Origin of the sequence: Chamaesiphon sp. OTE_8_metabat_110, from assembly GCF_031382685.1 — a bacterium.
GTDB lineage: Bacteria > Cyanobacteriota > Cyanobacteriia > Cyanobacteriales > Chamaesiphonaceae > Chamaesiphon.
On record NZ_JANMZA010000236.1, the window covers coordinates 1 to 21,109 of the forward strand.

General features: G+C 46.4%; 27 protein-coding genes and 1 pseudogene. 17 read left to right on the plus strand and 11 right to left on the minus strand.

Annotated elements, in window-relative coordinates:
* The 7 genes from RMO52_RS08690 to RMO52_RS24650 form a co-directional block, all read left to right on the plus strand.
* A partial coding sequence (locus RMO52_RS08690; RefSeq protein ID WP_310412961.1) for a hypothetical protein occupies positions 1 to 219 on the plus strand: 219 nt, incomplete at its 5' end.
* Positions 220 to 1,647 (plus strand): DEAD/DEAH box helicase, encoded by a 1,428-nt coding sequence (locus tag RMO52_RS08695; RefSeq protein ID WP_310412964.1) that lies wholly within the window; start codon positions 220 to 222, stop codon positions 1,645 to 1,647.
* Positions 1,644 to 1,961 carry a hypothetical protein gene (locus tag RMO52_RS08700; protein WP_310412967.1) on the plus strand — a complete coding sequence of 106 codons (318 nt, stop codon included), beginning with the start codon at positions 1,644 to 1,646 and terminating at the stop codon, positions 1,959 to 1,961. Before RMO52_RS08695 ends, RMO52_RS08700 begins: the two co-directional genes overlap by 4 nt.
* A 27-nt stretch (positions 1,962 to 1,988) precedes the next feature.
* On the plus strand, positions 1,989 to 2,525 hold the full coding sequence (locus RMO52_RS08705) for a hypothetical protein (protein ID WP_310412970.1): 537 nt from the start codon (positions 1,989 to 1,991) through the stop codon (positions 2,523 to 2,525).
* On the plus strand, positions 2,515 to 3,978 hold the full coding sequence (locus tag RMO52_RS08710) for a terminase large subunit domain-containing protein (protein ID WP_310412973.1): 1,464 nt from the start codon (positions 2,515 to 2,517) through the stop codon (positions 3,976 to 3,978). Before RMO52_RS08705 ends, RMO52_RS08710 begins: the two co-directional genes overlap by 11 nt.
* A 5-nt stretch (positions 3,979 to 3,983) precedes the next feature.
* Positions 3,984 to 4,496, plus strand: coding sequence for a hypothetical protein (locus RMO52_RS08715; RefSeq protein WP_310412976.1), 513 nt, complete (start codon positions 3,984 to 3,986; stop codon positions 4,494 to 4,496).
* 7 nt (positions 4,497 to 4,503) lie between these two features.
* Entirely contained in the window at positions 4,504 to 4,743 is a 240-nt protein-coding gene (locus RMO52_RS24650; protein ID WP_396134925.1) for a recombinase family protein, read from the plus strand.
* Positions 4,744 to 4,836: 93 nt separating this feature from the next.
* Here RMO52_RS24650 and RMO52_RS08720 read toward each other — a convergent pair whose 3' ends face one another.
* The 8 genes from RMO52_RS08720 to RMO52_RS08755 all read right to left on the minus strand — a co-directional run bounded on the left by RMO52_RS08720 (position 4,837) and on the right by RMO52_RS08755 (position 9,392).
* On the minus strand, positions 4,837 to 5,190 hold the full coding sequence (locus RMO52_RS08720) for a hypothetical protein (protein ID WP_310412980.1): 354 nt from the start codon (positions 5,188 to 5,190) through the stop codon (positions 4,837 to 4,839).
* 94 nt (positions 5,191 to 5,284) lie between these two features.
* Positions 5,285 to 6,571 (minus strand): ATP-binding protein, encoded by a 1,287-nt coding sequence (locus RMO52_RS08725; RefSeq protein ID WP_310412983.1) that lies wholly within the window; start codon positions 6,569 to 6,571, stop codon positions 5,285 to 5,287.
* A 42-nt stretch (positions 6,572 to 6,613) separates the two neighbouring features.
* Entirely contained in the window at positions 6,614 to 6,805 is a 192-nt protein-coding gene (locus RMO52_RS08730) for a hypothetical protein (protein ID WP_310412986.1), read from the minus strand.
* A 343-nt stretch (positions 6,806 to 7,148) separates the two neighbouring features.
* On the minus strand, positions 7,149 to 7,493 hold the full coding sequence (locus RMO52_RS08735; RefSeq protein ID WP_310412989.1) for a hypothetical protein: 345 nt from the start codon (positions 7,491 to 7,493) through the stop codon (positions 7,149 to 7,151).
* Positions 7,480 to 8,400, minus strand: coding sequence for a hypothetical protein (locus RMO52_RS08740; RefSeq protein ID WP_310412992.1), 921 nt, complete (start codon positions 8,398 to 8,400; stop codon positions 7,480 to 7,482). Before RMO52_RS08740 ends, RMO52_RS08735 begins: the two co-directional genes overlap by 14 nt.
* Before the next feature lie 12 nt (positions 8,401 to 8,412).
* Positions 8,413 to 8,742: a hypothetical protein gene (locus RMO52_RS08745; RefSeq protein WP_310412995.1), complete on the minus strand. Its 330-nt coding sequence runs from the start codon at positions 8,740 to 8,742 to the stop codon at positions 8,413 to 8,415.
* Positions 8,743 to 8,810: 68 nt separating this feature from the next.
* Entirely contained in the window at positions 8,811 to 9,017 is a 207-nt protein-coding gene (locus tag RMO52_RS08750) for a hypothetical protein (protein WP_310412998.1), read from the minus strand.
* Between the two features lie 105 nt (positions 9,018 to 9,122).
* Positions 9,123 to 9,392, minus strand: coding sequence for a hypothetical protein (locus RMO52_RS08755; RefSeq protein WP_310413001.1), 270 nt, complete (start codon positions 9,390 to 9,392; stop codon positions 9,123 to 9,125).
* 292 nt (positions 9,393 to 9,684) lie between these two features.
* On the opposite strand from RMO52_RS08755, the gene RMO52_RS08760 reads away from it, so the two are divergent.
* From RMO52_RS08760 to RMO52_RS08800, 9 genes are all read left to right on the plus strand, one after another.
* Positions 9,685 to 10,203 (plus strand): hypothetical protein, encoded by a 519-nt coding sequence (locus tag RMO52_RS08760; protein ID WP_310413004.1) that lies wholly within the window; start codon positions 9,685 to 9,687, stop codon positions 10,201 to 10,203.
* Between the two features lie 35 nt (positions 10,204 to 10,238).
* A complete protein-coding gene (locus RMO52_RS08765; RefSeq protein ID WP_310413007.1) occupies positions 10,239 to 10,508 on the plus strand; it encodes a hypothetical protein in 270 nt (89 codons plus the stop codon).
* A 248-nt stretch (positions 10,509 to 10,756) separates the two neighbouring features.
* Positions 10,757 to 11,269, plus strand: coding sequence for a hypothetical protein (locus tag RMO52_RS08770; protein WP_310413010.1), 513 nt, complete (start codon positions 10,757 to 10,759; stop codon positions 11,267 to 11,269).
* A gap of 308 nt (positions 11,270 to 11,577) precedes the next feature.
* On the plus strand, positions 11,578 to 12,171 hold the full coding sequence (gene xerC, locus RMO52_RS08775) for a tyrosine-type recombinase/integrase (RefSeq protein ID WP_309742367.1): 594 nt from the start codon (positions 11,578 to 11,580) through the stop codon (positions 12,169 to 12,171).
* 812 nt (positions 12,172 to 12,983) lie between these two features.
* Positions 12,984 to 13,214 (plus strand): phosphopantetheine-binding protein, encoded by a 231-nt coding sequence (locus tag RMO52_RS08780; protein ID WP_310413014.1) that lies wholly within the window; start codon positions 12,984 to 12,986, stop codon positions 13,212 to 13,214.
* 43 nt (positions 13,215 to 13,257) lie between these two features.
* A complete protein-coding gene (locus tag RMO52_RS08785) occupies positions 13,258 to 14,844 on the plus strand; it encodes a benzoate-CoA ligase family protein (RefSeq protein ID WP_310413017.1) in 1,587 nt (528 codons plus the stop codon).
* A gap of 317 nt (positions 14,845 to 15,161) precedes the next feature.
* Entirely contained in the window at positions 15,162 to 16,496 is a 1,335-nt protein-coding gene (locus RMO52_RS08790) for a salicylate synthase (protein ID WP_310413020.1), read from the plus strand.
* A gap of 661 nt (positions 16,497 to 17,157) precedes the next feature.
* Entirely contained in the window at positions 17,158 to 17,982 is an 825-nt protein-coding gene (locus RMO52_RS08795; protein ID WP_310413023.1) for a hypothetical protein, read from the plus strand.
* Positions 17,983 to 18,399: 417 nt separating this feature from the next.
* On the plus strand, positions 18,400 to 18,579 hold the full coding sequence (locus RMO52_RS08800; RefSeq protein WP_310413026.1) for a hypothetical protein: 180 nt from the start codon (positions 18,400 to 18,402) through the stop codon (positions 18,577 to 18,579).
* Here the strand turns inward: RMO52_RS08800 and RMO52_RS08805 are convergent.
* The 3 genes from RMO52_RS08805 to RMO52_RS08815 are packed head-to-tail and all read right to left on the minus strand — an operon-like array spanning position 18,547 to position 20,463.
* Positions 18,547 to 18,828 carry a type II toxin-antitoxin system mRNA interferase toxin, RelE/StbE family gene (locus RMO52_RS08805; protein ID WP_310413029.1) on the minus strand — a complete coding sequence of 94 codons (282 nt, stop codon included), beginning with the start codon at positions 18,826 to 18,828 and terminating at the stop codon, positions 18,547 to 18,549. The genes RMO52_RS08800 and RMO52_RS08805 overlap by 33 nt on opposite strands.
* On the minus strand, positions 18,825 to 19,052 hold the full coding sequence (locus RMO52_RS08810) for a hypothetical protein (protein ID WP_310413032.1): 228 nt from the start codon (positions 19,050 to 19,052) through the stop codon (positions 18,825 to 18,827). The genes RMO52_RS08805 and RMO52_RS08810 overlap by 4 nt, the downstream gene beginning before the upstream one ends.
* A gap of 55 nt (positions 19,053 to 19,107) precedes the next feature.
* Positions 19,108 to 20,463 (minus strand): MFS transporter, encoded by a 1,356-nt coding sequence (locus RMO52_RS08815; protein ID WP_310413035.1) that lies wholly within the window; start codon positions 20,461 to 20,463, stop codon positions 19,108 to 19,110.
* A gap of 410 nt (positions 20,464 to 20,873) precedes the next feature.
* Between RMO52_RS08815 and RMO52_RS08820 the strand changes: the two are divergent.
* Positions 20,874 to 21,109, plus strand: a pseudogene (locus RMO52_RS08820) (3-oxoacyl-ACP synthase); the annotation flags it as partial.

Here is a 21,109-nt window from a genome sequence, read left to right on the forward strand (position 1 = left end):
GACCCTACACAGGTATGCACTAGTATACACTCCCAGCTAAAAACAGCAGCGAAGGAAGCTCCGAAAGCTGGCGATCGGGTACACATCCCAAATTGTGGGATGTACGGGAAAATTGAGCGGATCGCAACTCAGAAGGGAAAAGAGGGATTGTATGCGCGGATAATTTTAGATGACAAATCTGAAAAGTGGGTACTCCCTGAATTTTTGGAGGTAGTCTAGATGAGCTACCAATTACGCCCCTACCAAACCGAATTGCTCGATCGCATCGAGCGCGCCTGGTTCGCTGGCAGCCGATCGATCCTCGCTCAACTGCCAACAGGCGGCGGTAAAACGATCGTCTTCTCCACCGTCGTACATCACGCGATGAAGAACGGTCTAAAATGCCTCGTATTAGCGCACAGAGAGGAACTAATCAAGCAAGCGGGGGATAAGTTGGAAATTCTCACTAATGACCCCGTAGGCATCATCAAAGCGGGGTACCCCACCAATTACGAGCGAGATATTCAAGTTGCATCGGTTCAATCCCTCACCCGTCGCCTGAACCATTGCCCACAGTTCGATCTAATCGTCGTCGATGAAGCCCATCACTCAACTTCTCGCACTTACCGAACCATTCTCGATCGCTACCCCACCGCGCGGGTATTGGGCGTAACTGCTACCCCAATCCGATTAGACGGGAAAGGATTTAGAGGCATCTTCGACGAGTTAATCTGTGGTGTTACCGTTTCCGAACTTATAGCCTCTGGTAGCCTGTCAAATTACCAATACTTCGCCAGCGAACGATCGATGTCAGTCGAGAATGTCGGCAAACGTCAGGGAGATTTTAAGACTGAAGATGTCGCCAGAGCAAACCCCGTTGCTGGTTTAGCGGGTGATGTAGTGAAGTCCTATAGAGATTATCTAGAGGGCAAACAGGCGGTGATATTCTGCATCAATGTGGAACACTCGATCGCGATCGCCGAACACTTCAAAGCCACTGGTATTATTGCCCACCATCTGGACGGGAACACCCCCATCGGGGAACGAGCGGATGTCATGACTCAATTCAGGGATAGACAGATTCAGGTGCTAACCAACTGTGCCCTATTCGATGAAGGTCTGGACATTCCCTCGCTCGATGGGGTGATACTAGCCAGACCTACCCAATCCCTCAGCAGATTCTTACAGATGGTCGGACGCGCTCTCAGACCGTGTGAAGGGAAGGATCGAGCCATCATCATCGATTTGGCTGGCAATTACGAGCGGCTGGGAATGCCAGATGATTTGCGGGTGTGGACGCTGGACGGGATTGAGAAAAAGCAGCGGGAACGGTCGAAACTAGTTCGGGACAAGGATACGGGTGAGGTTGTGGAAGTCATCATTGACCTCACCCCAACAGGTACCCAGTTCATCGAGATTGTGGGCCGATCGATCGAACTCACCCCCGAATTATCCTTTTGGATCGACAGGTGCAATAGACTGTTATTCGATCGAGAATTGTACGATCGTAAACCCGCCTGGTGCGCGTACCGACTACTAGAATCTGAGACTAAACCTCCGCTGGAAGCGTGGCAGTACTTGGGTAAGAAGCTCGGATATCATCACGGATGGAGCAAGTATAAAGTCGATGAGTGGAAGCCACTAGCCGATCGGGAGGGTGTCGCATGAGCCATCTAGAGCAAAGATTCGCCGATTTGTGGGTCGATCTCTACCCCGATATAGATCTAAACTCCGAATATCGCTTCATCCCCCCGCGTCGGTACCGTTGGGACTTCTGCCACCTTGAATCTAAAGTAGCGATCGAGATTCAGGGCGGGGTGTGGATGCGACGGAGCGGACACAGCGGCGGTACTGGGTTAGTCAAGGATTACGAGAAGCTGTGTTTGGCAGCGGCTAACGGCTGGCGGGTGTTCCTGCTGGCAGATTCGATGATTAACGATGAATATTTAAAGCTGATTGCTGATGCGATCGAGCTAAATTAATGAAAAGTTGAGTAGAGAGGGTGCCTTGTGAATAGCATTGTTACAAAAAGCAATACAAGCGGCGATACGCGAAACAAGCGAAACAAATTTCAGCTCGCGAATGACCGGAAAATTGCGATCGAGCTTCTATCGGCTGGAAAGCCATACACCTACATTGCAAAACATATTAGTTCCATTAGGGATTACAGCCTCTCCCCCGAACAAATCAGGCAAGATGTGGGCATTATCCAAGAGGAGCTGATCGCATCAGCCATGACTCACGGTTTGGAGGCGATCGCTGAAGAACTCGACAAAATCGAAAACTTATCCATCGATATTTCCAGACGAATCACGACATTTAGGGATGACGATCCCAAAGTTGCGCCCTTCCTTAAGCAGATGGAATCGCTAGCCGCTCGGAAAACCTATCTAACGGGCGGCGATAACTACATCAAAGCTCAGGACTTAAACCAAGCGATCGAGAGAGTCACCCGCGCTGGGTTCAAAATAGTCGATCCGATCGATGCCCTCAATCGTGATGAACCCCTAGAAGTTCGCTCGGAGGTTGTTGTAGATGCTGAGTAATCTAGACTTCATCACTCCAAACAATCGGCTGAAGATTGCGGGTAGAAGTATCACCAGGACTAAGCCGCTGCCGAATAATTGGGTGGACTTTGCGCGGCTGTGTGACATCCGTTCGGGCGACGGAGTGATAAAGTTCGATCCCTATGACTTTCAGCTTCAGGTCATCCGGTCGATCGAGCAATCCAAAACCACGATTTGCGCCAAGGGTAGACAACTAGGGTTGACCGAAAGTGTCTCAAATTACTTCCTTTGGAAAGCTTGCACCAAGCGCGGTTACTTAGCGGTGATCTTCTCCAGAACCCAGTCAGATACTAGCAATATCGCCAAGCGACTGCGACGGATGGTAGAGAGTTTAGCTGAGTACGTTACCCCTGTCACTGACTCGCTGACCGACCTAGAGCTGTCCAGTGGTGGGAGAATTCTATTTAGAAATTCCACCGCGTTCGGTAGTCGGGGTTTAGAGTCTGTCTCGGATATCCTGTTTGACGAAGCATCCTTTATCGAAGATATAGAGGAGATATTCAAGTCAGCTATCCCGACCACCAGCATGTTAGGGGAAAAAGCTAGAATCGTTGTGCTGTCTACCCCAAATGGTCAAGCGGGCTGGTATTTCGACAAGCTCAACAGCAATAATGGGGCGATCGACTTGCTCCAACTCTGTGAAGATGTCCGTACCTCGATCGCTAATCCCGTGCAGATTTGGCATGACTCAAAGGGATGGAATAAAATTCTCATCCATTGGAAAGCACACCCAATCTATGGGGCACAAGATGATTATCTAGAGCGGGTTGTAGAATCCACGGGGCTACCAGAAGCTGATGTTAGACAAGAGTATGACCTCAGCTTCACAGACAGCGAGGAAGGCGTATTCAGTCCGATTCTGGTTCGAGCGGCAACACTACTAGAAACACTGGAAAAGTCAGTGGTCGGTACTTGCAGCTATTTTGTGGGCATCGATAGCGCGTCTGGTGGTGAAGATTATACAGTTGGTGTAGTCATCGAATGGAATCGAGAGAAACAGGAATACTCGATGGTGGACTTGTACCGCAAGCGCAAACAGAGTACCGAGTTCGATATCTTCCAACTCGTCGAGTTAATTACCAAATACAAACCGCTAGGAGTTGGCATCGAGACTAATTCGATCGGAGCAATTTATCTAGAACAACTCAAGCAAGCCTTACCTAGTGCCAAGCTTGTAGGCATTAATACCACTCAAGACAGTAAGATTATGGGAGCTGGAAAGATTAACATGTTGCTGGAAATGGGGAAGTTATTATTGCCAAAAAACAGCCCAGTTATTGAGGAAATGTTATCATTTAAACGCAAGGGTAAACGACTAGAAGCCATGAGCGGCAAGCATGATGATATTGTAATGGCATTATCATTTGCACTAGAAGTAAGCCCATTCCTGTTCAAGAAAACTGCATTCAAAGGCACTGTAGCCAGAAGTTAGTAACCATGAAAAATCTAATTGTTGTTTCGGCGGATCACCACGGAAATTGTTTTGTAGGATTGAGCTTCGATAAAGAATCCGAATTGCTAACAGTTAAATATCTGGTTGAGAACATCAACGATCGACAAGAACTCGCAGAACAACTTACCCCAGCGGTTGAAAACTTATTCCCGTTTAGTAGGCAAGGGGATAATATCAACGGTTTCCTGTCGATCGATAACGAAGTGCTTGCTCGCTGGCTGGGGGAAAATCTCATCGTCAGGGGCAAGGGAAGACGACCAAAAAAAAGAGAAATAGCACAACCCAAAGAGCATCTGTATAAGCTGAGTTGTGCGTTGCGGGAAAAGAAGCTGATAGCGGATGATTGGTTAGACCAGATTGATTTTGCCCTAGCCGATGAAACCAATCCCGATCGCATTGAAGGGCATTTGGTAGCTTGTCTAGCAGTCGCTACAAACGAGGTTTACGATTCTCTCTATCGGGAGCCTTTGGATGGTAGAGGAATGCTGAGACGTTAACCGCTCATTGGCTAGAGCGAAATCGGAGTTATTCAAGGACTATTTTACTCTTAAACCCTTATTCTACATACATCTTAGCTATTCTACTAACCGAGATATTGAGATTATCCGCAAACATCGCAAGTCGGGAAAGAGCTACCAGTCGATCGCCGATTACCTCAATCAAAAAAATCTCAAACCAAAAAGAGGGGGAACATTTAAGCCTTCAAGCGTTGGCGATATCTGTCGGAGATTGCGATCGGCTTAAGATTTGGAGCTAGCAAAAAACCCGTCCTGATTGGTTTGTCAGGGCGGGTTTTTTGCTGCTTACAAGCGAAACTATTTTGTCTATTTATTTTCCCTAAAACTTCTCTTCTAATTCTTCAAGTAATCGGCTGATGTTACTAGCTAGAGATTCAATCCGGTTCAATTCAGGTTTAGTAATCCGCTCGATTTCGCTTAGAAGAATGTGTGACAAATCCTTAACCGTAGCGACTTCGTGGGATAAATCTTCTTGTTGTGATTTGGAAGCAGTAGCTTCTAGTTCCTCCAACAATCGACTAATTATTGGGGCTAGAGCCTGAATCCGGTTCAATTCAGGTTTAGTAATCCGCTCGATTTCGCTGTTGATGATGTGAGATAAATTCTTGATTACTGCAACCTCATGGGATAATTTTTGATAAGTTTTAGATGTGTTTTCGGTGGAAGTAATCATGTGTTTGTTTCGGTAAAAGTGGGAATCTGTCGGGGTTTTTAGCATGAGAAAGTGGGTTTCCCCAGTGGTGGCGATCGAGCGCGAGAAGATTTCATCAATTCAACTCAGCCCCAACCATCGAGCGAGAGTCCCGATCGAAATAAGTCTCACCCTGCCTTAGCCTCGGCATAGCGTACCATATTCTTGTGGTCGAATTATAAACAGCGCGGTTCACTGGGGACGCTTGGCACATCTGAGAACAGTCATCGAGCGAAATCCCAGTCATAAACGCGGTGTTAGTCCAGTTTTGAAGCTGGGCTAAATTGTCCTCACTGGCGATAATAATGCGGCGTAGGGACGATAATAGACTCCCATCGATGCCATTTTTACAATGCGGGGTTTGAGCAACTAACCACAAGCAGATCCCCGCCGCGTCGCCTAACTTCACCAAATCCTCGATCTCATTTACCAGCCATAATTTATCGTTCTTAGTGCTGGCAAATTTCCCCGCTGCCGATGAAAACTCATCAAAGATGAGGATCGTGTATTTCGCCTTACCGTTAAATTCGGCATAGTCACAGTAGGCTTTAATTGCCCCTTTTACCTTCTCTACATAAGTTTCGGGTGATTCTTCCTTTCTGCCGATAAAGCGGCTCACGCGGTTAACAGCACCTTCCCAAAGTGATTTCTCATCATCATCACCCTTGGGATCGAGTAGAAAGGTTTTGTGTCCCTGTCGTCTAGCTTCAGCAGCCAGCAGAGAGACTAGAAACCCCTTCCCGCTCCCCTGAATGCCACAGAAGAAAGTGGATTTCATGCTATCCCCTAAGAGGTTGCGGATGATGCCAGGATCGATAGTGGTGCGATCGACTGGGTTCACATCTACTTCCTGGTAGTCATTAGGTAGCTCACCCCGATCGATTACGGAGACATCTCCCAATGTGGCTCTAGGCTTGACAGACTTACCCGCGAACCATTGAGAGTAGAACCGCTTGCGCTTGACTGGTTTAAGTCCCAAGTCTGCCAGCATGGTGACGATCGCCCATGCGCCTGAATATCCACAGAGACAAACGATCGCACTTAAAGCCGAATCGATCGACAATTTGAGCTTGAACATATACCCCAACACTGCCAGATCGAAACCGTCGAGAGCTAGACCCAATAACAGCCATCGCCAAGTACTAGGCGCGAGGGTGCTAAGGGTTGATAAATAGTATGGGTAAGCACGAAAGAATTTAACCCCTACCGCCAATGCGATCGCGATCGTTAATCGCCCTTCTATTCGCTGGAATTCTGCCAATTGAGGGGTGATGAAATAGGCATAACTGCTTATCGCTAGACTTCCAACAATGACTGCTGAATTAGTCGAGAGGCTGATAATATTCTGAGTTCTAGTATTCATCGAAGTTAACCCCACCAAGAGCGATGGGGTGTGACGGTTTACTTATTTCTTCTTGGCGCGTTGTTTTGGTGCTGGATTTGTAAATAACATCTGATGAATTCCGGTTTCTTGATAACCTGCATAGAGTCCAGATTTTACTATCTTTATTGCAGGTTGGATGCAGATACTAACGATGCTGATAACTGCAAAACCTGACACGGCGGCTGATTGTAATTTGTCGAATTTCTCTTTCATGGTGGTTACTCACAGATAATCTCTACGATGGGGTTATTTTGGCTAGAAACAGCGGGTTTAGATACCTTTTGAGGGCGATCGGGGTTTATAGGGCTTCCCATCATCCCTGTTATTGGGTTCCGTTCGTCCCTGTGGGGTTCCCCTAAAATGGGTTCCGGTAGGTTCTCATTCACCCCAAAGCGCCTGATATAGTCCTCACCGTACAAGGCTAAGAAGTGGGAGAATAGAGCGGAACGGGTAGGGAGAGACGACGCTGATAAACATCGATTCATTAGTGGTATTTGCGCCTTGTTAACGTTCAATCTGGTTGGGTTATTTGCCATAGGTTTCTAACAACAATCGATCAGAGATCGAATTTAGTCCGCTTGGGTAGTGATGGTGTAGTAGTTGGCACTGTTGATGTACTAACAGCGTTTTGTGTTAAAGCACTATTAGGGCGATTTGGTGCATTGTTTGGATCTAAAGGTGCATTAATTGGGCTTTGGGTTAAAGCACTATTAAGACTTGATGGTGTATCGATCGGTACGGGTAATGTACTGGCAGGAGGTAAAGATACCCGCCACAGTAGATCGTCGCCATAAATGGCAATTAAAGCCCCTACAACTGCCGTAATTGTTGAATACCCGCCGCGCTCTTTGATGGGGTTGAGGATGGCTTTTTGTTGGGCTGTTAGGCTAATTTTGCTCATACATTAGTCCCTCGATCGCGTAAGTCTGGCTGTTAGTTGGAATGTGGATACCAGGGGTTATTGAATCGCTCTTTAGTAATTCGGCACCACCGCCAACTACTACAAATTCGCAGTAATCGACATCGCAGAGATTGTCATTCACAAACTGTTTGAATTGCCCTTTCCAGTCACTTCGAGCGGCTTCAAACAGTTGGGAGTAGTCCAAATTATGGGGGCGCAAATTGTAAACGCCTGAAGCGATTCCCGCCATAATTTGGGAGACTTTCGGAGTAGTAGAGAGATTAAATTGAGCCTTCAACTCTGTGGCGATCGATTTGGCGAGAGCTGCCATTCCTAGATCCTTACTAACCCCACGATGGATGATGTTACCGCCGCCGTTGTAAACCACAAGGTTAACCGTACCGCCGCCGCAAGTGATGACGACGTTATTCTCATCGGGATAGTTAAATAAGTGGCTGTGAGCCGATTTAAACGCCCCTAGCGACTCATCCACAATCTCGATCGCGCTAACGTCGATCTGAATCTGGCGATCGTTGTAATGGTAGGAATGATGTCCCAAGAGGTTAGACAAATCGATATCGATCGAGGCATCGGGTACGCACACCATCAAGAGATCGATCGCTTGGGAGACTGGCGATGAAGCATACAAACCCTCACGGATAACAGACAGCTTAGAGTCCAGACTCCAGTTATTAGCACCACCGAAACTAGCGGCGGCATCACCTAGAAGGAACTGGCGATCGTCTGAGGTACGGATGAGGGGACTAGCTTCATTGCCCTTGGTTTTGTTACGGATGTCGGAGTTAGTCAGGTAGTAGAGACAGGATGGTTTGATGTCGATCGTGTCGTCGCCAGTGCAAACAGACTTGAGGAAGGCGTTACCAAAATCGAGAATTTTACTCGTCATATATTCTTGCTCCTATTTGGTGGCGGTAGTAGTGGGTAGCTGGCACTTAGCAACACTTTGGGCGTAGATCTCCAAAGCCAACTTACGCGCCTCTGAGTAGCGATATGTACGGCGAGGACTGGCGATAATGCCCTGGTAAATAATTGCACCCTTGATAAATTCTGGTTCCACCCCATGCCGAATTGCTTGGCAGCTCTCCCCCGCAAGGGTTGAGAGTCGATCGCTGGATATTAAGGCTTTGGGTGTTGGGGCTTGGGGGATGGAGAGATTGAGATCGGACTGCGCGGGTAGTGCCGATACTGGATGGGCAAACAGGACTAAGACTAGTGGTAAATATTTCATGAGGGATAATCGAGGGGTGTTTAATTTTGGGGGTAGCGATCGAGATGGAATACCCGATCGCTATTTCTTTATTGGGGATTGGCAGCCATGTCCGCTATCGTCGCCATAGAGCCACAGCCTTCAGAAAACCACACGCCTCCCTGGAAAATAAGCAACTCTAGCGTGCCGTCCGTCTGATTAATCGTCTGAAAAAGCTGAAGGGTTGAAGCGTGTTGATACAAAGTAACATCTTTGTTACGCTCGATTAAAAATGCGAAATCTGTGATGGTTTTCATGTTGAAACTAGTGATGGTGAGTTGTTTGAGGTGGATATCCCGATTAATATCGGGGGATTGCTAGCCAGCACTCACCGAATCGGGTGAATGCTGGCTACTAAAGGCTTAGAAGTAGTCAGGGAGTTCGATTCGTCCGTGAACCAAGTATTCGGCAGTAACGGCGGCTACTGCTTGCTCTAAGAGGCGGTAGGGTTGGTTATTGGTAACGAAAACCTCGTCAGTCTCACCAACGCCAGCAGGCAGAATATCTAAGCCCCAAGCTGGAAAAGTCTCGATGACACCCATAAGCTTGTCGCTCAAGAAGGCTTGAATACCCATATGCGAGCGTTCGAGGCGAATAGCAGTTGAAATAGAATCGTGATTTTGGTTTAACATTTGAGTATCCTTTTCTAGTTGAGTTGGATGTGAGGGCGATCGCTTACTTTTTGCGGAGAGGCGATCGCTTTCTCATTGATGGGCCAGTTGGTTAACTTGAAGGCTTGCGGTTGGCTGTCCGTATCCATATCTATAGAATAACTCAGCAGAGTATGTATGTCAATAGAATCTACTGATAATATCTATATGAATCGATTATAAGTATTGACGCTCTACATATCTAATACTTATCTACCGATATTCTCTATAAATAATGAGGTACAATAGATAACATCAGTAGAGAATACATGACATGGCAAAAAATAGCAGACCGATCCTCTCGGTATTAATTGAGGGAGATAAGCGCACCAAGTTCGCCGATTTAGCCAGAAGGCACAGCCTATCGATGGGGTGGTTAGTAAATCAAGCTATCGATCGATACATCGAGTCTGACTCTATAGACATCTACAGAGATTCTATTGAGCGGATACCCGCAGGGACACCAATGGGAGTAAATATAGAGAGTCTATTGCCACCATTTATAGATATTGCGGGTATAGAGAAGCTAATTAGCAACTACATAGACGAAAGAGAGCTAATCGATGAGGAGACGGCGATTAGTATTGCACTCTCAGCAGCGGACGTAGACAGGATAGTCGAGACATCCATCGAGCGGCGTGGCTTAATGAATGAAGAACAGGCGAAGGGCATCATCGATCGCAAGCTGGAATCGATCGAGGAACTACGTTCGGAACTATTGGAAGTATCAGAATTTGCTCGCAATTTACAGGGGGAAATTGTGAAGGTAAAAAAGCCCTTGGCGATCGTGTAACTCCAGAGACGATCGCTAAACCCGTTCAAGTTGAGATGAATCTGCCCTCTGCCAAGTCCAAACCGGAAGGTGAACCCGATTGGGTAACAGCCGATAATCGGCGTTTCTACAAGAAGCTGGCGAACGATTCGGTGCTGGTGGGTAAAGTGATTGACGCGATCGCCCAACATCCGAAAGACAATTCAGCCTTAGCCGAAAGTTTGGTAGCGATTGGACTACACAAGCAGGATGGGACAGCGTTAGATAAGGCATCCGTCAGCCGAATTAGAACTGTAGCCAGCGGATTGAATGCGATTGGGGGGTGATTAGTGTATACCCGTGCATACCTATGTATACCCGTGTACCCCCTGAATGTATACCTGAAACCCTCTCCCTGTAACGATAGTGTATGGCAGTGTATAGTATGCAGGGTAAATTAACTTTCCCTAAATATTCATTTTTTTATTGAGAGAGAGGAGAGACACTTTACTAGTTTGTAGGTTACTTGAAATACGCCACAGCACCTTATAATCGAAATACCCCCAACCGATGAAGGTCAGGGGTAGATCGATCGATGGACTGTTATCAGCAGCGCGATCGAAGCAAACAAAGTTACTTACTGAATATTATGACATCAGCAACAGACATCGACATCAGAGAAATTAAGGATTTAATCGCGGCGGGGAATGCCACGACTCAGGGACAAATCGACAGTCTCGCCAGCAGCACTCAAAAGCAGATCTCAGATCTTTCAAGCAGCACTCAGAAGCAGATCGATCGACTATTTGCGGTAACAGAAGCCAATACCAAAGCGATCGAAACAGTCACAAAGGCAACTGAAGCCAACACCAAGGCGATCGCCGACCTAACAGCATCGTTTACAGGACTCCGTGAAGAGGTGCGGGTAGGCTTTGCCAAGGTCGAGGGGGAGTTTAAAGCCTTCGATGAGAAAATGAAAGGTTTCGACCAGCGGATCTCAACTGGTGAGTTTGCCAAGCGCGGTATCACGATCGGGGTAACTGTAACAGTCGTCGGCGGAGTGCTACTAGCCTTCGGTAAAATCTTGTTCTTTGGCAAGTTAATTTAATGCTACCAATGGTAGTAACTTATACTTTAGAGCGGCTAAAATGAGGGTTTCGCCCCACGTTTCGCCCCACGTTAATTCTCGGTAGAGCTAGAAGCTTTACATTGTTTACCTTTCAAGAAACGAGCTGCATCGTTGACATCGATGAGGTCCGCCGTTCGAGTCGGCGTACGTCCATTTTGTTGATACATACTGCTGGTAAGGCTTTTAGGAAACAAATCATGTCCTAACAGCCTTATTTCTGCGTCTACTCACAGGAAATTACGTGCTGGTTTGGCTGGTCTATCGCCCACCATTTCACCCACTGTTTTATGCACGTCGAAAAGCGCGGAAAGAGCCTATTGAGTAGGTTTACACACGATGCCAAGCACTACAGCTTCAGTTTGCCCAAACAGAAAAAAACATTCACGATTCCCGAACTGCAAGCCATTCTCATAGCCTTTGCTAATCATTCCCAATATTACCATTACACCAATTTTGTGATTTTTCTGGTTTCCACTAGCTGTCGATTTGGCGAAGCTGCTGGGCTGCGATGGAAACATCTAGCGGCTGACTTCTCTACCGTGTGGATTGGGGAAATTATCAGCCGAGGTCATCAAAACCAGAAAGGGACTAAGACAGGTAAATCTCGCACCATTCAATTACCCCCTGGCGGACGATCGATGCTCGCAGATAAATTCGATCGCCTCAAGCCTCAATCGGACGATCTAGTATTTCCTAGCCCTAAAGGATTGGCAATCGACGATCGCCGATTCAGGGCTAGAGCGTGGAAAAAGATCCTAGCTAGCTGCAAGATCGAGTACCGGGTTCCTTATAATCTCAGACATTCAGGTATTTCCCACGCCTTATATGAGGGTGCAAATCCGATCGCTCTTGCCGAACAAACCACAAACCGGACACGATAAGCGGGTTCTACTCTCCACATACGCTCATGCGCTCGTGCAATCGATCGAAAGTGCCTGTTTGTGGATTTTAGCAAGCTAGACTCATAGGTCGTCTAGTACTTCATGCGATCTAATATCGCTCGCTCGCATTTTAAAGACTTTTTCAGCAAGTCCTATTTAAGTAACTACCGATCGACCGACGAACGGTTTAGACACAAAAAAGCTAGAATCTAAATTCTTGAACTACCGTTAATCTAAGATTCAAAGGATTCTTGCGGCGCGGCAATAAGAGCGATCGATCTCAAAATCATGATAATTATATGCAAATAATAGATCGCCTATTTACTAAAATTGGGGTTGGATACTGGCGACAATCGCCAAGCGATGTGGCAGATCGAGCCTAATTTCAAATGGTAATCAAAGTATGCGATCGGGTTGAAAACACTATCTGTAAGTAAGTACAGCCACTTCTATCGGTTGTTTGGCAATTATGGCTGCTAAATTAACCGCTCGAACATACTTGCCAAAAACCAAGGAAATGTAATAGACTCTTCGTAGTTATTAAAAATAATTCGCAATAGGCGAGAGTACCCGATCCAGTTGGTCGCAAAAAATATTGGTGTTAACGCTCCAAGCCGCGATTTTCTAATAGTCCCACATTTTCCCAATCTCATCTGCCGATTGATGACAGAATTTTGGCAGTTCGATGTCGGGTTAGATTGTTATGCCTAGTGAGATTTAGAGTCAATGCTAATCCAAATCCATAATTTACAATCCAAAATTTAAACTAATCACGCGCCATGTCAGGAAATCGAAGAAACAATTTAACGGTAATGGATACGCTCACAGCGATTTTGGTCGGTTTGGGCATTCCTGAAGACACGCTCGGGGAAGACACCCTCATCCACGCACATTTGGGGCTAGATTCTGTAGAGACAGTCAAACTTTCCCTAGAATTGAAGCGCGAACTCGATCTCGATCTCAAGCTAGGAACGCGCAAAGATATCACATTGGCAGAAATTTGTCAGATGGTAGTCGCACCCTTGCCAGCTCGATCTGCGTAATTTTAAATTGCCAGTTTAGTTCTCGATCGCCAGAAATTTTAAAATGAAAACTATATCTACCAGCTTGCCCGATATCTTTAACGTGGCGGCTCATTTTCTCGAAGCTAATTTAGCCCCAGATCGGCGCGATCGCATTGCTATTTACTACCGCGATGATACTTACACTTATGCTCAAGTGCATAGTTGGGTGCGCCGGATGGCTAAATTGTTGGCCGGATTGGGCATGGATCGCGAACGGCGGATTGCGATTTTATTACCGGATACGCCAGAGTTCGTGTTTGCCTTCTGGGGAGCGATTTGGTTGGGAGTTATACCAGTCCCGATTAATACGGCTTGTACGTTAGCAGACGTGCAGTATATTCTCCAAGATTGTCGCGCCCAAGTATTGGTGACAGATCGATCGTGGTTGGAACGGCTGGGTACGAGTTTCGTTCCGTTCGCGGAGCGTCTGCCTCAGCAGAAAGGCTCCGCCAACGAGTCGCCATTCTTGCAACACGTTGTGCAAATTGATGGCGATCGATCCTTAATCTCCCTACTGAGCCAACAGGATGAATCAGTCGATTGGGTACAAACCGATCGTGAAGAACCCGCATTCTGGCTGTATACGTCTGGCAGTACCGGACGACCGAAAGGCGCGATCCATCTGCATCAGAGCATGGTAGTTTGTGCCGAAAGTTATGGCAAAGAGTTGGTCGGCTTACAGGCAGATGACATCATCTATTCTGTTGCCAAAATGCCTTTTGCTTATGGATTGGGGAATACATTGTACATGCCGATGTCCGTAGGTGCGGCTGCCATTCTCTCCGATGCGGCGAATGCCTTTGATATCATTGCCGATATTCAAACTTACCGACCGACGGTATTATTTGGCATTCCAGGTATTTATGCTGGCATTCTATCCGTAGATGAGATTGCCCCCCTCGATCCAACTTCATTACGATTGTGCCTCTCCGCCGCCGAACAACTGCCCCCAACAATCTGGCTCAAGTGGCGAGAAATGTATGGGCTGGAGATTTGCGAAGGCATCGGGACGACAGAGTTATTGCATATTTTTCTCTCTAATCGACCAGGGGAATGCCGTCCGGGCACTTCCGGTCGTCCTGTGCCCGGTTATGATGTGCGCGTGGTAGACGATCGCGGATTCACCGCCCCAGATGGTGAAATTGGAGCCTTAGAAGTAGCGGGCGAGAGTCTGATGCTGGGTTACTGGAACCGTTTGTCCGCAACGCGATCGGCTCTATATGGGACGACGATGCGGACGGGGGATAAATATGTGCGTGATGCCGATGGTTATTTTCGGTTCATGGGACGCAATGATGACTTTTTTAAGGTCAATGGGATGTGGGTTTCTCCGTTTGAAGTCGAGGATATTTTGCTCCAGCATCAAAGCGTGTTAGATGCGGCGGTGGTACCGAGTGATGAAGATTTGACTCAGGTAATTGCCTATGTCAGTCTCAAAGCTGAATTCATACCCTCGATCGAGCTAGAACGCAGTATCCGCCAAGCGGTTAAGGCACAATTGCCCCCATTCAAAGTTCCCAAAAGTATCCAGTTTTTGGACGCGCTACCGCGCACGCCGACGGGAAAGGTCCATCGTCAAGCATTGTTGAAAACTGAGCGATGCGGTTAGGAACCGCGCGATTAGGAGCCGCGCGGTTGAAACCGCCGCTCATGTTGCGAAGTCCGCCTACGCGGACTGGGAAATTATACCAATTCCATATATTACTGCTACACATCTTTACCCCTCCCAACCTCCCCTTATAAAGCGGATGCGCGCTCGTCGGGTTCCCCGACGGTTAAGCGCACCAAGCAGGGGAGGAGCCAGTCTCTAGAGATGATCTGTAGTCCCAGCTTTTAGTCCGCGTAGGCGGACTTCGCAACACGAGCAACGACTGGAAGTCGTTGACAGCCACTATTCACTATCCACTATCCACTAAATAACTACTTATGTTTTCCACAGACACTCAGCCACTCGCATACCATGAATTGTTCGTCCCAGAAACTAAAGATCCGCAATCTTTATTACAAAATCTGTTAGATATTGGTTTATTTTCCAGTTATATGCTGTATGAGGGCGATCGCCAGACGCGGATTGCGGGGAATACCTTAGCCAGTATTGCGGTGAGTACTGATACTGTGACTTTAAATTATTTAGGAGAAATCGAGTCGCGATCGATTGTCGGCGATCCGCTCCATCAGGTAAAGCAAATGCTGGAATCATTACCGATCGAAAATTGGACGGCTTATGGTTACGTGGGTTTCGATATGGCGCGGTTTTATTCGAGTTATAGTAAAGCGATCGAGCAACCTTTACTGTATTTCTCGATTCCTGAAACCGAACTTCAGATTACCGAGAAAGGGATTCGGATTAAAAGCGTCAAATCTCTAACCAAAATTATCGAAGCTCTGGCGATCGATCGCCCGCTGCGGAGTTATACCGCCACCCCGCCGACGCTGGATTTTGCCGATCGCGAATATTATCAAGCTAAAGTGAGCGAAATGGTGGCAGCAATTCAAGCCGGACATTTGCATAAAGCTATTATCGCTCGATCGGTCAAAGTTAAGGGACAGATGGATCTTTTGGGCACCTATCGTCTGGGTACAGAGAGTAATAATTCAGCGCGATCGTATTGTTTTCAGTTCGATGATGTCAGTGCGGTGGGTTTCAGTCCAGAAATTTTGATGACTGTGGATGCCGATCGATTTGCGATCACCAATCCGCTGGCGGGAACTCGTCCGCGATCTGAAAATCTAGAGCGAGACGAGCAGTTAAGTCGCGAGTTATTTACCGATGCGAAGGAGGTGAAGGAACACGCACTTTCGATCTGGCTGGCTCAAGATGAAATAGCTGCGCTGTGCGTACCGGAAAGCGTGCGGGTATTGGATTTTATGGAGGTGAAGCAATACCGCTGCGTTCAACATCTTTCATCTCGCGTTGGTGGCGAACTTCAGCCCGATAAGACACTATGGGATGCGTTGAAAGTGTTATTCCCTGGGATTACGGTTTCGGGAATTAATAAACAAGCCGCATTGGAGTGGATCGATCGCTTGGAAACGGAACCACGAGGGCTGTATGCGGGTGGAATTGGTTGGATCGATAGTCGCGGTACAGCGGATTTAGCGATCGCCATTCGATCGGCTTACCAGTACGGTGACACGATTCATTTCAACGCTGGCGCGGGAATTGTGGCTGAGTCAGTACCGGAGCATGAGTATGTGGAGTCGGTGAATAAGATGAATACGATGTTGACAAATTTGGTGTTGAAATCAGTTGACAGCTAAAAATCCGTAGGGGCAGGTCGATCCTATTGCGTTCAAACCTGTCCCGATCCACTTCCGATAAATTGAACCGATATATCGGTAAGATAGATTTGGGTAAAGGTACCGTTACCTTTGAATTTGTTGGAGAAATCCGGCTCGATTGTCGAACTGGCTTCTCCACAAGACTTCTTACCTCAGCTTCCTGGATGACGTGACAGAACGTGAAGTTTTATGGGATAAGGGGTTCAGAATGAACATGCTAGGCACTGCCCACCCTACATTTCCTCTAATCGAGACTTGGATGAAGCTCCATATCGCTCAACCCATTTCCACAGAGTACTAGTACTCACCGTGATACCTGTGCATTGATGTAGCATCCAGCTTGATAGCTCATCGGGCATCACAATACCAATTCGGGTAGTGTTGTGGCTTGACGAAACTGTTCACAGTTGGTTGTCCATTTTGCTAGATCTGGATATAGGTTCTCGCTTATGTTGTACAGTCATAGTCAATTTGTTTTTGTTTAGGGATGGAGTAATTCTCTCATCCTTTTTAACTCCTCCCACAACCGCTAGATGCGCCCCAAGTACTTGTATAATCTTAATCACAGCATTTAAGATATCTAGAGCGCAAATAGTGCATTTTAGCTGTAGTTGGAAGGTTGAGAGTTGTGAGGGATTAAATGACACGGCTGGCTCCTAAATTAGAGGTTATAAGAGCATTATTTGCTCGATCGGGAAACCAATGTGCTTTTCCAGGTTGTGTTCAACCATTAGTCAATCATAAAAATCAATTAATCGGTCAAGTTTGCCATATTGAAGCTGCTACACCTGGAGGAGAAAGATATAATCAACGGCAAACTGATGAAGAAAGAAGAGATTATAAGAATCTTTTGCTGCTCTGCTATCCACATCATGTAGAAACTAACGATGTGAACGAGTTTCCAGTTGAAAGAATCATTAGTATCAAATTAAATCATGAATCTATTTTTGAGAAATCTGATTTTAAAATTGATGAGCCTGAATTGACTAGGCTTGTTAGTGAGATGGAGAAGTATTGGGAGAATGTCGAGCGATTAAATAGCATAGAACATTCATTTGAAGAGCTAGCATTTAGAGTCAATGCAAAAGATAGTTTTTTCGATTTAATAGAAAGTGCTAGAGGGGCAACTGTTGATATTGAAAATTTGCTCGATCGTCTACATCAGAGCGACCACAAGTTACTTGACGACTTTAACGATCTACTTAGTTATAAAAACATCGATCCTGATTTATTTTTAGATATTCCTTATTATCAAAATACGTTTAAAATCAGAAATTGGGAAGACCATAATATTGCAACACCGAATCTACTTAACAGATTACGCATTGACTTGGTTCATATAGAGGTTAAATATCTCGAAGAATATTTAAAAACTAGTAGCAACGATCTGCTGGCAAAAGATCGGCTGGATCGAGTAAAAATTACTTTAACCGAGCTGGCTCAATATGCAATACATGTTGATTGAATTCCATATAAAATCTAGTTTTAGATCTTTACTAGGGCAGAAATAATACAATTGTGTCGTCAGGGATTTAGCTTGAAAGATAGATAATATTCATCTAAATTATCATCTGAAGGACGAAGCAAACTCGTAAATGGCCAAAGTCGAGTATCAGCACTAAGTAAAATCTCATTTACTCGCTAGTTTGGGCGTTTCCGACTGGTACAGAGATTGGATTGGCACTTATTCCCCTCTATCCATCCGTACCGCTTACAGCCAGCTTAGATCCACAGCTATACGAGTTATTAGGGCTGGTAGATGCCCTCAGAGTCGGGCTGATTCGCGAACAACAATGAGCCGCTGTCGTCTTGCAAGAACGATTGGGAGCGACTGCGGCAAAAATTTCTATAATATAAAAACTGCACGCAGTAGATAACAATCATGCAAACAATCCTTTTGAGTAGTGAAGAAGTTGCACAACAGGCAATGGAATTATACGAGGCTGGTATTCGTGAGACTGTAGAAATCGACAGTAATATCGGTCAGATGGTCATTATTGACGTAGAAACTGGTGCGTATCAGTCTCTATTAATAAACCTCATCGTGAGAACCAATATTTAACAGCAAAATTGCCCTTTCATCCGTTTCAGGATCGATCGCAAATTCAAACAAAATTCGGTAACTATAATCAACCGAACAAGACCAAATATCATCTAAATCGCCCATTAGCTTATGCGTCTTCAGACTAGGATGATATATATCCGATCCCATTTGTTGCAAAGTCTGTTCTACTAATATCCGTAGCTGGGGATTGCGTTTGACTAGACGTTTAAAAGCTCTGCTCGATCTTGGTGTCCACCCAATTTTCATAATTCGTCTAACTCAGACATAAAATCGCTCACCGAACCAAATCGAACATTTCCAGCTCGATATTCCTCGCGTACCGCCGCCACTTCAGACACCAATTCTTGCCGCTTAGTCTGCCCGATCCGTTGTCGCAAAACATCCAAAAGTACCAGCCGCTCATCTACAGATAGCTGTTCTGCGGCTTCGATCGCCTTTTGAAAATTTGATTCAGTATGAAGATCGACCATGAATGCTCAATTTTACAAAGATACTAGACTGCCACTGTTCGATTTTAACATCCATCTACTCGATCGGGTTTATCTCACTATCTAGATTAGGTCGATCGCAGTCGGGTAATAGGGTTTGAGCATTGCGGAGGTTGGGGAAAGCATTACCGCCAATGCCGATCGATACCATCGCAATCGCAGAGATTGTCAGCAGGAGCGCGATCCCCGATCCTTGACCAGTACCGAATAGCGGTGCTAAGGCTAAAGCGATCGGACTACCTGAATTCATCAGTGGTTCAAAGATGCGATCGGCTAATACTCCCGCCACCAGACTGGCTAACGCACCAAAGATCGACCCGATCGTATGGGCTGCGGCTAGTACTCGTCCTTGCACTGCTGGTTCGACTTTCGTGTACCAGATCGCATCGGTGGAACTGTAGGCGAGTGGGATACAACAGGCGGCGAAAAATTGGGCTACCATCCACACCGCTTGGGTTTGCCCCAAACCTAATACCACAGAGCCTAAGCCAACACCGATAAAGGCGATTAGCATCCCCTGAATTTGGCGCGGTACGCCGCCGACGATGCTCAATACTACTGCGCCGACTACGCCACCGATTCCGGCGGAGATTGCGACGGTACTGAGGATTTGGGCATTGCTGCCCGTCCGTGCCAGAATCATCGGTGGGTATAGGGTTTCGGCGGTTTGATAGGCAAATATAAATAGGCAAAAGATGGTGGTAATGGCAACTAAGCTCGGTCTGGCGCGGATGTAGTCGATCCCCCAGAATAGTTGTTGCCAGATGGTTTTACCGTCGCCCCGATCGCTTGGCGAACTTTTGGCTTGCGGAATCCGCACCATTAGCACGGTGCTAATCCCGATGATAAATGTTGCCAGATCGATCGCGATGATGCCCATTAATCCGATCGACGGATACAGACTACCGACTAAAGCAGGGGAGATAATCGTCCCGCCGTACATGATGAGCATTCTCATACTACTGACGCGGCTGTAGTGTTTCCTGTCCACGATCGACGAAATCGATGCGGAAAAAGCTAGCCCCTGGAGTTGTCCGCAACAGCCGTAGATGACGGCTAACCCGTACAGATGCCAGATCTGGAGCAGATCGATCGAGTACAGTAACCCGATCGTTATCGTACATGCACCCACGCAGACATCGCTAAAAATCATCAATTTTTGACGATTGAAGCGATCGATAATTATCCCCGCCAATAAGGAGATCGCAATTTGTGGGAGTAAAAAGAAGAAACTCAGTAGCGCGATCGCTGTTGTGGTCTGAGTCTGTTGCCAAATCCAGATCGTGAGGGCAAATTGGGTCATTTCCGTCCCAATCGCCGATGCCATCTGCCCGCTCCAGAGAATTGTAAAGATACGCACGGCAAAAATTTTGAGGATTAACACAGATGTCACAACATATCGATAATCGATCGCCATACTCTTGCAATTGTATTTTAGATCGTGATATTAATATTAATATAAATTCTCAATAATAGTTTTGACGATCCAGACTAGCGATCGATCGAGATCGACCTTGTATCCCATAAACCAAAAGAGGATACTGGGAAAGGATATTTTTTCATTCCTAGAAGATTGCCCCGATCGAGGATAGCAATTGACCGCATAATAAAGGTTTCAAGAATTATGTGACGATCGTCAACCGTTGAGGTAGGGGCAATTCATGAATTTCCCCTACCTCAATACTCAGTCCTTACCCAGACTCTCAAGCCCCTAATTCAAGATAATTTTTTAAAATCGAGCTATGTTCTCTAAAAATTAATGAGAATAATATTCAAAAATATAAATTAAAATCGACATTTACCATGCAGTCAGTTAGTATCCGAGCGCTTGCCATCAACTTTCCTCAGACTATTCGCACCAACGATTATTGGCTGGAAAAATTCCCTGACTTATTTGTCCAAACCAGACAGCGAGAGGTCAGGCGCACTCCAGCTAAGGACTTAATTCCCATTCCCAGTGGGATCGATCTGTGGCTGCAAGAGGTTACGCCCTTTTTAGCAGATCCGTTCCGAGGCAGCGTCCAACGGCGGGTATTGGC

Bases quoted from the DNA above. Each gene is read 5' to 3' on its own strand.
- xerC (WP_309742367.1), top strand. From the start codon at position 11,578: ATGCACGTCGAAAAGCGCGGAAAGAGCCTATTGAGTAGGTTTACACAC.
- RMO52_RS08810 (WP_310413032.1), bottom strand. From the start codon at position 19,052: ATGGTCGATCTTCATACTGAATCAAATTTTCAAAAGGCGATCGAAGCC.
- RMO52_RS08790 (WP_310413020.1), top strand. From the start codon at position 15,162: ATGTTTTCCACAGACACTCAGCCACTCGCATACCATGAATTGTTCGTC.
- RMO52_RS08730 (WP_310412986.1), bottom strand. From the start codon at position 6,805: ATGAAAGAGAAATTCGACAAATTACAATCAGCCGCCGTGTCAGGTTTT.
- RMO52_RS08765 (WP_310413007.1), top strand. From the start codon at position 10,239: ATGAATCTGCCCTCTGCCAAGTCCAAACCGGAAGGTGAACCCGATTGG.
- RMO52_RS08725 (WP_310412983.1), bottom strand. From the start codon at position 6,571: ATGAATACTAGAACTCAGAATATTATCAGCCTCTCGACTAATTCAGCA.
- RMO52_RS08780 (WP_310413014.1), top strand. From the start codon at position 12,984: ATGGATACGCTCACAGCGATTTTGGTCGGTTTGGGCATTCCTGAAGAC.
- RMO52_RS08800 (WP_310413026.1), top strand. From the start codon at position 18,400: ATGCAAACAATCCTTTTGAGTAGTGAAGAAGTTGCACAACAGGCAATG.
- RMO52_RS08710 (WP_310412973.1), top strand. From the start codon at position 2,515: ATGCTGAGTAATCTAGACTTCATCACTCCAAACAATCGGCTGAAGATT.
- RMO52_RS08750 (WP_310412998.1), bottom strand. From the start codon at position 9,017: ATGAAAACCATCACAGATTTCGCATTTTTAATCGAGCGTAACAAAGAT.
- RMO52_RS08700 (WP_310412967.1), top strand. From the start codon at position 1,644: ATGAGCCATCTAGAGCAAAGATTCGCCGATTTGTGGGTCGATCTCTAC.
- RMO52_RS08755 (WP_310413001.1), bottom strand. From the start codon at position 9,392: ATGTTAAACCAAAATCACGATTCTATTTCAACTGCTATTCGCCTCGAA.
- RMO52_RS08735 (WP_310412989.1), bottom strand. From the start codon at position 7,493: ATGAGCAAAATTAGCCTAACAGCCCAACAAAAAGCCATCCTCAACCCC.
- RMO52_RS08715 (WP_310412976.1), top strand. From the start codon at position 3,984: ATGAAAAATCTAATTGTTGTTTCGGCGGATCACCACGGAAATTGTTTT.
- RMO52_RS08785 (WP_310413017.1), top strand. From the start codon at position 13,258: ATGAAAACTATATCTACCAGCTTGCCCGATATCTTTAACGTGGCGGCT.
- RMO52_RS08760 (WP_310413004.1), top strand. From the start codon at position 9,685: ATGGCAAAAAATAGCAGACCGATCCTCTCGGTATTAATTGAGGGAGAT.
- RMO52_RS08805 (WP_310413029.1), bottom strand. From the start codon at position 18,828: ATGAAAATTGGGTGGACACCAAGATCGAGCAGAGCTTTTAAACGTCTA.
- RMO52_RS08770 (WP_310413010.1), top strand. From the start codon at position 10,757: ATGGACTGTTATCAGCAGCGCGATCGAAGCAAACAAAGTTACTTACTG.
- RMO52_RS08740 (WP_310412992.1), bottom strand. From the start codon at position 8,400: ATGACGAGTAAAATTCTCGATTTTGGTAACGCCTTCCTCAAGTCTGTT.
- RMO52_RS08745 (WP_310412995.1), bottom strand. From the start codon at position 8,742: ATGAAATATTTACCACTAGTCTTAGTCCTGTTTGCCCATCCAGTATCG.
- RMO52_RS08695 (WP_310412964.1), top strand. From the start codon at position 220: ATGAGCTACCAATTACGCCCCTACCAAACCGAATTGCTCGATCGCATC.
- RMO52_RS08795 (WP_310413023.1), top strand. From the start codon at position 17,158: ATGACACGGCTGGCTCCTAAATTAGAGGTTATAAGAGCATTATTTGCT.
- RMO52_RS08720 (WP_310412980.1), bottom strand. From the start codon at position 5,190: ATGATTACTTCCACCGAAAACACATCTAAAACTTATCAAAAATTATCC.